The organism is Ligilactobacillus murinus DSM 20452 = NBRC 14221 (assembly GCF_001591685.1).
Lineage (GTDB): Bacteria > Bacillota > Bacilli > Lactobacillales > Lactobacillaceae > Ligilactobacillus > Ligilactobacillus murinus.
In genome coordinates this window covers 1-9,843 of the sequence record NZ_BCVJ01000058.1, presented here as the reverse complement: position 1 = coordinate 9,843, position 9,843 = coordinate 1, and the positions used below count along the sequence as shown (strand labels likewise).

Below are 9,843 nucleotides of genomic sequence, written 5' to 3'. Positions count from 1 at the left end.
GAAAAAGATATAAATATCGTAAGAAAAACTTAGGAAAATCAACATTTAAAAATCAAATCACACACAATATATAGATTTAATAAAATTAGAATTACAATATATTGTGTTTTTTTTCGGTTGAATTTAGCTGGAAGGCGTGGCTATAATAGTTACATTGAAATTTTTGAATTCAAGAAATTATTATCTAGTTGGAAGGAAGTTTTTAGATGTTTGAACGTTACCAAGATGTATTGACCCATTTGCCAGAATATTCCAGGAATGTATTTCGAAAGGGATATTTCAAGTGGTTATTGAATCAATGTAAAGGCTGGGGGTATTTTAGTTACTTCTTATTAGCGTTCAACTTCGTGCTCCAAGTTATTTCGTTGGTCCAATCTTTTAGCCAAACCCCAGTCCAGTCACTGTTAGCCTTTGTTGGAGGCAATCTGTCCGTGGCGTGTGTGATCGGGATCTCGAACTTATCGGGGATCCAAGGCTGGTGTGGGGCGATCTCGGCTATTTGTATCGCAGCAACTGGTTTTATGGCGAAAAATTATGCGACAGCTTGGGAGCAGATCGGTTATTTGATCTTTTTAGATATTTTTTGCATTTTAGATCCAAAATGGAACGATGATATCCAAGCTGAAAAATTAGAAAGTGGGCTCGAGTGGCTCAAATATGGTTTGTTTTTTGTAGTTGCTTGGTCATGCACATATACGATCTTTAGCTTTACTAATGATCCGCGGGTCTTTTTGGATAGCTTGAATTTAGCGATGGCGATCACGGGGGCATTATTGGAATTGAACCGTAAACGTGAACAATACTATGTTTTCACCCTGACATCGATTTTTACGATCGCTTTATGGTTCCAAACGATGCTGCAAGGCGACGGTAATTTTGCCTTGATCTTTAGTTATAGTGTCTTTTTCCTAAATGATATGTATGCCTTTTTTAGCAAGAACAGCTGGTTTAGAGGGGGAGTCTCAAAGAAAGCTTAAAATTTAGTTTGGAATTGCTGACAATAAATAGGCGTGGGCGTATACTTAAACTAAGTGAATAACTTAACTCATAACACTAAGCTACGGTTTGCTCCGTGGCTTTTTATTTTGGGCAAAGCAGCTTGATTTTTCAAGCTATTATAGTCATACTTACTGAGAGTCAAGCTTGTTTGTGATAGAATAAGTAGCAGAAGTATAAAATTTAGGTTAAGAATTGGGAAAGGAATGCGGGGATAAACCAGTGAAAAAATTTTTTAACAAAGATTTTTGGCAACTGCCTGAATTCATGTATGACAGACATTTGCGTGTGTTAGCTTGGATGCTGGCGCTTGTAGCGGTCATTTGTGTGATCCTGGCCTTTAGAACCAATATTATTCTAGGATATATCAGTATGGTCTTTATGCTTATCATGACCGTAGTTGCCTATATTACCTTAAAACAAGTTACTGAAGATACAACTGAATACATTTCTGATCTGTCTTATCGGATCAAACGCGGTGAACAGGATGCGTTGATCAAAATGCCGATCGGGATCTTATTTTACGACAAAGAAGGGTATATCGAATGGATCAACCCTTATATGCAACGCTATTTTGATAATCAAGAAGTGCTAGGCAAGCCGTTAAAAGAGGTCGATCGTCAGCTCTATGAGCAACTCGAGGCTAAACAAGACAATAAGGACAAAGATATAGAAGTCAAATTGCATGGGCGTGCCTTTAGTCTAATGATCCAAAAAGATATTGATGCGGTGTATTTGATGGATGTGACGCATTATGCCCAGATCCGACAAGAATACGAAGATACGCGGTTAGTGATCGGGCAGATCTTCTTGGATAATTATGATGAAGTTACCAGTGCGATGAACGATAAAGATATTTCTAACCTGGGAAATTTCGTGACGAATGCCTTAGCAGATTGGGCGAAAGAATTTGGGATCTACCTCAAGCGAGTCGATGAAGACCATTTCTTTATCCTGACTTATGCCAAGACACTCAAAGTGTTAGAGGAAGAAAAATTCAAGATCCTAGATGAAGTGCGCAAGTGGACGTCCAAGCAAAATTCACCTGTAACGCTTAGTGTAGGGATCGCATATGGTGGTTCTGACCTGACGCAATTAGCAAAGCTCTCACAAAATAACTTAGACCTTGCTTTGGGACGTGGAGGCGATCAAGTCGTCGTCAAAGCGGTCGAGGGACAAGCGCGTTTTTACGGAGGAAAGACTAATCCGATGGAAAAACGTACCCGAGTTCGAGCACGGATGATCTCACAAGCGCTGACTGAATTGATGAATCAGGCTGATCAGATTTTTGTGATGGGACATCGCCATCCAGATATGGACTCACTAGGCGCCTGTCTAGGGGTGCGTCGGATCGCAGCGATGAATGGTAAACAGTGTTGGATCGTCTTAGATCAAGAAGATCTTCACTCAGACATTGAACGTCTGTTAGAGGAATTGGATCAATATCCAAATATCAAGGGTTCAATTATAACCCCGGAAATGGCTTTGGAAAAAGCTACTAAGGATAGCCTTTTGATCATGGCTGATCACTCGAAACCATCAATGTCGATCGCTCGCCCACTCTACGATAAGCTCAAAAATCGTGTCATGGTGATCGACCATCATCGCCGAGGTGAAGAATTTCCCGATAACCCGATCTTGGTCTACATCGAGCCTTATGCAAGTTCGACGTGTGAGTTGATTACTGAGCTCTTTGAGTATCAAGCAAAAGACAGTGAACCGATCAATAAATTGGAAGCCACTGCGATGCTCACGGGGATCATTATCGATACACAGTCGTTTGCTTTGCGGACTGGGACTAGGACCTTTGATGCAGCGAGCTATTTACGTTCAGTGGGCGCTGATCTAGCAATGGCACGGCATTTCATGAAAGAAAGTGTCAAGAGCTACATGCAACGCAATCATTTGGTCGAGCGGACTAAATTTGCTGAAGGAGACGCGATCTGTTGTGGCGAAGAAGATAAGATCTATGATCCAGTCATCGCCGCTCAAGTTGCCGATTCACTGTTAAATGTCAGTGGTGTGGAAGCCTCTTTTGTGATCACTAAGCGAGCTTCGGGCAAGATCGGCGTTTCAGCGCGAAGCAACGGGACTAAGAACGTGCAGGTGATCATGGAAGAAATGGGTGGTGGCGGTCACTTATCCAATGCTGCGACCCAAATCGCTGATACAACTGTGGGTGCGGTCAAAGAACAACTGCTTGCAATTCTTAAACAAGAGCAGGAAAATAAAGAGTAGCAAAACTACGTATGGGAGGATTTTTTTATGAAAATTATTTTTACACAAGACGTACGCGGTAAAGGTAAACGCGGTGAAGTTAAGGAAATTCCGGATGGATACGCAAACTTCTTGATCAAGAGCAATAAAGCTAAGCAAGCTGATGCAGCAGCAATGAGCCAATTGCGCGGTCAAAAGAGAGCTGAAGCCAAAAAAGAAGCTGAAGAATTAGCCGACGCAAAGGTCCTCAAAGAAAAATTAGAATCTGGTAATTATGTCGTTGAGATCAAGGCAAAAGCTGGGACAGACGGGCGTTTATTTGGCTCGATCACATCCAAGCAGATCGCCCAAGCTATGGAAAAACAACACGGCTTAAAGATCGACAAGCGTAAGATGGAATTAGCAGCGCCGATCCGTGCAATGGGATACGCTAACGTCCCAGTGAAGTTGCATAATGAAGTTTCGGCTAAGATCCGCGTGCATATCTCAGAACAATAAAATGCCTAATAATAGCCCGCTAGAGCAATTCTGGCGGGCTATTATTAGGTTATTTTTAGCATGTTGATGCTCACGGCTATTCAAGAAGATCAACGGTTCGTTTAGTAAGACAAAAGTACGAAATTCATCGAAATCAAGGCAACAGATAGTATTATTGCTAACAATACTATCTCAAGAACCTTGCACTATGTTAGGTGATATTTGCGCTTTCCAAAGATATTTATAAATGCGATACCAATCGTGTTTGGTAAGTTGAGTGATAAACATATCGTTTCCTCCTTTATGATTTAATTAACTAACTATTCTTCATGCAGTAATTTGACGTCAGAATAATTTACTAGCCGTTCGCAGACAGGCTCAAGTTGCTTAGAAAAAGTTATTGTATGTTTTATGTCTTTATATCTGATGATGGCAAATGATATAAAATAGCGTTTAGGCTCATAGGGAAGTTTGCCCTTTGCCACTAATAAGTAGCAGTCTTCAAAGTTGAGAACGGTCCACTTACTATTAAAAGGTGGCTCAAACATTCCTTGATTGGGAGTGATATAAGCTGTCGGATATCGTTTGCGTATTTTCTTTAGTTTAGCAAGTGAAGTTCCTTGCTTCAAAGTGATAAACACTTTTGGAGAAAATTTTCGTGATTCTGCCCAAAAGAGCAAGGGGTAGTAGAATATCAAAAGTGAGCTCACAGTTATTATCAAGAAAATTTCGTAATAAGAAAGATAATAAGTTAGTGGAGCACGGAGTAGCAATAAAAATAAAACACGAAGGACTATAGGAAAAAGGACCCATACTGCTAATAAAATTCGCAAAATGGCAACAGTTTTTACACATATGCGTATTTTTTGAGGCAATAACTGTGCCTTCCAAAGATATTTGTAGATCCGATACCAGTCACGCTTGGTAAGTCGAGTGATAAACAAAGTAATTCCCCCTTTATAACTATTACCATAGTGTAGAACTAATTGTGATATAAAACAAGGCAATATTTTTTAGGTCAGTGATATATAGGTAACAATAGATTCGACCAGCCTATTTTTTGTGTTATAATTTCAAGTTGTACACTTAAAATACAGAAAGGATGAAGCTGGTTGGATAATGAACTTTTAAATGACAGTTTGCCCCCGCAAAATATTGAAGCGGAACAGGCTGTTTTAGGGGCAGTCTTTTTGAGCCCTGATGCTTTAGCGGATGCAATGGAATTTGTGGAAGCCAAAGATTTTTACCGGCGTGCCCATCAATTGTTGTTCCAAGCAATGATCGATCTAAACGACGATGGAGAAGCAATCGATGTTTTAACGGTCAATAACCGCCTTGAGATGAACAACCAACTCGATGATGTCGGTGGGGTCGCCTACATTGCTGAATTGGCTTCATCCGTGCCGACAGCAGCCAATGTGGGGTATTATGCCAAATTGGTGGCAGAAAAAGCTGTCTTACGCCGGGTGATCGCAGCGGCAACCAATATCATCACCCAAGCAAAAGAACAAGACGAGCCTGTTTCTGATCTCTTAGAATCGGCAGAACGTCAGATCATGGAAGTGGCAGAAAATCGCACCCAAAGTGGCTTTAAAGAGATCAGTAAAGTTTTGACTGATTCTTTAGATGAGATCGATAAGTTATCACAACAAGATGAAGATATCACAGGGCTTGCGACTGGCTACAAAGATTTTGACCACATGACAGCTGGGCTACAGCCGGATAATTTGATCATCTTAGCTGCCCGCCCGGCTGTGGGGAAGACGGCCTTTGCCTTGAATATCGCACAAAATATCGGGACTTCGACCGATAAGACGATCGCATTGTTTTCTTTAGAAATGAGTGCCGAATCGCTAGTCAACCGGATGTTATGTGCGGAAGGATCGATCAGTGCTAATCACTTGCGCACAGGGCAATTAGATGAGCAAGAATGGGCTAATCTGATCGTGGCCGTCGGGGCTCTTTCAAAAACAAGTATTTATATCGATGACACACCAGGGATCAAAATGTCCGAGATCCGGGCAAAGAGTCGCCGTTTAGCAAAAGAAAAGGGTAACTTAGGCTTGATCGTGATCGATTATCTACAGTTGATCGAAGGTTCTAACAAAGAAAGTCGCCAACAAGAAGTTTCTGAGATCTCGCGTCAATTAAAGAAATTATCAAAAGAGCTCTCAGTCCCGATCATTGCCTTATCTCAGCTCTCACGTGGGGTCGAACAGCGCCAAGATAAACGGCCGGTGTTGTCTGATATCCGTGAATCTGGATCGATCGAACAAGATGCCGATATCGTAGCGTTCCTTTACCGAGATGACTACTATGAGCGCGCTGACGGGGATGACGATGACACAGACAACAATGGCCAGCCGGAAAATCAAGATGTCGGTGAAGTTGAACTGATCATTGAAAAGAACCGTGCTGGTGCGCGTGGGACGGTCAAGCTCTTATTTATCAAATCATATAACAAGTTTGCCAATATTGCCTATACGCCAGAACCACAGTAAATTTTGACAATTGGCGTAATAAAGGGTAATCTAAGGCAGTAAACAGAGTAAAAGGAGAACAAACATTATGTGTGGTTTTGTTGGGTATGTAAACCAAACTGATATTCCAGATAACACAATTGAAAAAATGGCGGATCGTATCCGTCACCGTGGTCCAGACGATGAAGCTTATTTTGCAGACGAAGGGGCTGCAATGGGTTTCCGTCGCCTTTCGATCATCGACTTGGCTCACGGAAAGCAACCAATGTATAACAGTGATGAAACTAAAGTCTTGACCTTCAATGGTGAAATTTACAACTATCGCGAAATTCGTGAAGAGTTAAAAGCTTTAGGTTATAAATTTAGAACCGATGTTGACTCAGAAGTTTTGATCCATGGCTATGATGCTTGGGGGCCAAAATTATTAGATAAATTACGCGGGATGTATGCTTTTGTGATCTATGACCGCAAGACTAAGGAAGTCTTTGGTGCGCGTGACCACTTTGGTATCAAGCCAATGTATTACTATGATGATGGGCAAAGTTTCTTATGGGCATCTGAGATCAAAGCTTTCTTAGATCATCCAAAATTTGTGAAGGAATTCAATGAAAAGCTTTTACCAATTCATTTGAGTTTTGAATTTATTCCTTCTAAGGAAACAATGTTCAAAAATGTTTATAAGCTTTTGCCAGGTCATTACTTTATCCACAAAGATGGCAAGACTGAGATCCATCAATACTACAAATTCAACTACGATCACATTGATGAAAATCAAACGATCGAAGGCGATGCTAAGAAGATCCAAGGCTTAGTCGACAACTCGGTCAAAGCTCACATGGTCGCAGACGTTGAAGTTGGTAGTTTCTTGTCCAGTGGTGTCGATTCAAGTTATGTTTTGAATGAAGCAGCTAAGTTAAAACCGATCAAGTCATTTTCACTTGGTTTCAACAATTCCAAATATAGTGAATTAGATTGGTCTTCTCGCTTTGCTAAAAAGATCGGTCAAGAAAATACTCGGATCACGATGGATGGCGATGATTATTTTGACATCTTACCAACGATCATGTACTACATGGATGAACCGCTCTCTAACCCATCAGCAATGCAACTTTACTACCTTTCCAAAGGGACTAGAAAACAAGTTAAAGTTGCGCTTTCTGGTGAAGGTGCTGACGAATTCTTCGGTGGCTACAACACTTACTTAGAAGCTCGTCCATTTGAAAAATATCAAAAATATGTTCCAGCAGGTTTGCGGAGTGCCCTTTCTAAGATGGTGATCAACTTACCTCGTTTCCATGGACAACGTTTCTTGGTCCGTGGGGCACAACCATTGAGTGAACGCTACTACCGGGTAAACTATGTCTTTAACTATCATGATCGGGATAAGATCTTGAAGAACAAGGATTTAAACGTTGATTCTGGTGCTTATACCAAGCATATTTTTGATGACGTTAAAGATAAAGATGAAATGACGCAAATGCAATACTTTGATATCAACACTTGGTTACCATTTGATATCTTGCACAAAGCTGACCGGATGAGTATGTGTAACTCACTTGAAGTCCGGACACCATTAGTTGATAAAGAAGTGGCTGCCTTTGCGGCTACAATGCCGATCAAAACGCGTATCCGTGGCGATGAAACAAAGGTCTCCTTGCGGACGGCAGCTGCCGCTGAATTACCAAAAGATGTGGCAAATAAGGAAAAACTTGGCTTCCCATCTCCAATTGCTAGCTGGATCAAAGAAGACAAGTTCAGAAAACGGATCGAAGAAGCATTTACTTCAGATGTAGCTAAGAAATTCTTCGAACCAGAAGCTTTACTTGAGATCTTACAAGAACATATCAACGGTAAGTCTTCCATGCAAAAGATCTTTACCATCTATACCTTTATCTTATGGTATCAAGTGTACTTCCCAGAAGACACGACAGCTGATACGGTAAGTAAGGTCAAGATCACTAAATAACCCTTTCTCTTAGTTGAATGGTTATAATGCCCTCTAAGTATACAGATGAAATAGAAAATTCATCCTATACTTGGAGGGTATTTTATATGTCTAGGAAATCAAAATACAGTGCAGAGCAGTGAATGTCTCAAAAATGACACACCTGTATCTTTTTTGAAGAAAAAGCAGATAAATAAAGTTTTAGCGACTATAATCAAGATGTTAGCAAGTATTATATTGCTAATTAGGGAATATCTTAGGGAGATGAATGAGCATTTGGCTGAGACATTTGTTGAGTAGCTTACAATAAATGGTGACATTGGCTGGTCCTAGGTCGGGCAGTACACCCATCCAGCAGAGCGTCCAAACTCAGGCGGTGTTTGTTTTTAGTGCACTATAAGATAAGTGGTGGATCAAAGATCTTTATGGTTTTTGATCCATTATTTATGTGGTAGCGTAGCTTATGTTAATGGAGCGATATGTTCCTTAAATGCTCAGTGATCGATAAGGGTGGTTTAGCGTTAGGAAAGTTTAGCAATACGAAATATTGATCGTTGAGGATATAAGTAAGAGTCACGCCGATAATTTTTACTAGTGCATCTTAGGCAAGTATTTGATGTTGTTGAAATGTCAGTTGCTAAAGCCATATTTTTTAGGCAGAGATAACCTGGGTTTTATTTTTATCGAATTAATGGCTAAACAAAATATCGCTGAAGTCAGCCAAAAAGTTGCGATCTTTTTAAAATTTGGCTTTTAAGTGCGTAAAAATGATACCCCTAGTAGTGATCTCTAGTTGCATCCATTGCGACGCAAATAAGCAGGTAGCCTTCCGTGCTATAGCAGGCTACCTGCTTTTAGTTAGTTATCTGTAAAATAGTTTGTTCAAATTTTTCAGCTAAATTAGGCATATCGAGAAATTTAGCGGTCGCAATGCATTTGGATAATGGACGGCGCCAAGTATTAGCTGGTTGATGAAGTAATAATTTCTTGAGGTTGGTAAAAAATGTAAATAACAACTTTTCGTAGACTAGATTTTCAGTCAGGTCATAATTTTCGAGTAACGTGAGATAATGTGAAGCATTAACGTAATTTTGGTGCTGAATAAAATAAAAAATAATATCACAGATCAAATTGAAACTTTTCTGATTATAGGGTGTAGCATTGCCAAACTTAGCTAGATTACGTTCGATCTTGGCTAAAAATGGTTCGAGTTCAGCGGGGGAAAGAGCCGGTAAGATCAATTGGAAGAATTTAAATTCATAGTCGGTCCAAGAAAAAGCTTGGATCAAATATGTGTATAAAGCATTGTCACTTAAGTTATATGGTTGTGACTTAAGTTGACTGATCACTAGATCTAAGGCGCCTAAAATATGGGTGTAAAAATCATTGTGCTTTGGCTGGGCAAGTGATTGTGCTTGGCGATAACAAAGGACCAGCCCCTCATGATCCTTTGCTTGCGCAGCCAGGACGACTTTGAGAAAGAAAGTATCTTCTTTAGAAGTATTATAGCCGCTAGCAATATATTCTAGCTCGGAAAATGAAACATGGAGCTGATCGAGTAAAGCAAGTAAGTGTTGGCTATAGATATCAGTCTTTCCAGAAATAAAACGGTTATAGCTTGAACGCGACATATTATCGCCGAGCAGGTCAGAGACCTTGATGTTCTTGTTGGTTCTAAGCTCTGAAATAACTTTGTGATATTCCATTGCTTTAATGACGCCTAGCCGG

General features: G+C 40.3%; 8 protein-coding genes. 6 read left to right on the top strand and 2 right to left on the bottom strand.

Features of this window, described 5'->3' with window-relative positions:
* Positions 1-206: 206 nt before the first annotated feature.
* The 3 genes from pnuC to rplI all read left to right on the top strand — a co-directional run bounded on the left by pnuC (position 207) and on the right by rplI (position 3,711).
* A complete protein-coding gene (pnuC, locus tag LMU01S_RS08965; RefSeq protein ID WP_056959081.1) occupies positions 207-977 on the top strand; it encodes a nicotinamide riboside transporter PnuC in 771 nt (256 codons plus the stop codon).
* Positions 978-1,218: 241 nt separating this feature from the next.
* Positions 1,219-3,234 (top strand): DHH family phosphoesterase, encoded by a 2,016-nt coding sequence (locus LMU01S_RS08960; protein WP_039936164.1) that lies wholly within the window; start codon positions 1,219-1,221, stop codon positions 3,232-3,234.
* A 27-nt stretch (positions 3,235-3,261) separates the two neighbouring features.
* Positions 3,262-3,711 (top strand): 50S ribosomal protein L9, encoded by a 450-nt coding sequence (gene rplI, locus LMU01S_RS08955; protein WP_004049682.1) that lies wholly within the window; start codon positions 3,262-3,264, stop codon positions 3,709-3,711.
* 299 nt (positions 3,712-4,010) lie between these two features.
* On the opposite strand, the gene LMU01S_RS08950 is transcribed toward rplI, so the two are convergent.
* A complete protein-coding gene (locus tag LMU01S_RS08950; RefSeq protein WP_056959082.1) occupies positions 4,011-4,634 on the bottom strand; it encodes a hypothetical protein in 624 nt (207 codons plus the stop codon).
* Positions 4,635-4,802: 168 nt separating this feature from the next.
* On the opposite strand from LMU01S_RS08950, the gene dnaB reads away from it, so the two are divergent.
* The 3 genes from dnaB (at position 4,803) to LMU01S_RS10500 (ending at position 8,872) form a co-directional block, all read left to right on the top strand.
* Entirely contained in the window at positions 4,803-6,191 is a 1,389-nt protein-coding gene (gene dnaB / locus LMU01S_RS08945) for a replicative DNA helicase (RefSeq protein WP_056959083.1), read from the top strand.
* Positions 6,192-6,258: 67 nt separating this feature from the next.
* Positions 6,259-8,136, top strand: coding sequence for an asparagine synthase (glutamine-hydrolyzing) (asnB, locus tag LMU01S_RS08940; protein ID WP_056959084.1), 1,878 nt, complete (start codon positions 6,259-6,261; stop codon positions 8,134-8,136).
* A 595-nt stretch (positions 8,137-8,731) separates the two neighbouring features.
* The gene (locus LMU01S_RS10500; RefSeq protein WP_156470406.1) at positions 8,732-8,872 is read left to right on the top strand and encodes a hypothetical protein; all 141 of its coding nucleotides are present in this window, start codon (positions 8,732-8,734) and stop codon (positions 8,870-8,872) included.
* A 97-nt stretch (positions 8,873-8,969) separates the two neighbouring features.
* On the opposite strand, the gene LMU01S_RS08935 is transcribed toward LMU01S_RS10500, so the two are convergent.
* Positions 8,970-9,843: Rgg/GadR/MutR family transcriptional regulator (locus LMU01S_RS08935; RefSeq protein ID WP_061773574.1), on the bottom strand; the 874-nt coding region annotated here is incomplete at its 5' end.

What these genes read in the sequence shown, in the direction of transcription:
- pnuC (WP_056959081.1), top strand. Translation starts at nt 207, where the DNA reads ATGTTTGAACGTTACCAAGATGTATTGACCCATTTGCCAGAATATTCC.
- rplI (WP_004049682.1), top strand. Translation starts at nt 3,262, where the DNA reads ATGAAAATTATTTTTACACAAGACGTACGCGGTAAAGGTAAACGCGGT.
- asnB (WP_056959084.1), top strand. Translation starts at nt 6,259, where the DNA reads ATGTGTGGTTTTGTTGGGTATGTAAACCAAACTGATATTCCAGATAAC.
- LMU01S_RS10500 (WP_156470406.1), top strand. Translation starts at nt 8,732, where the DNA reads ATGTTGTTGAAATGTCAGTTGCTAAAGCCATATTTTTTAGGCAGAGAT.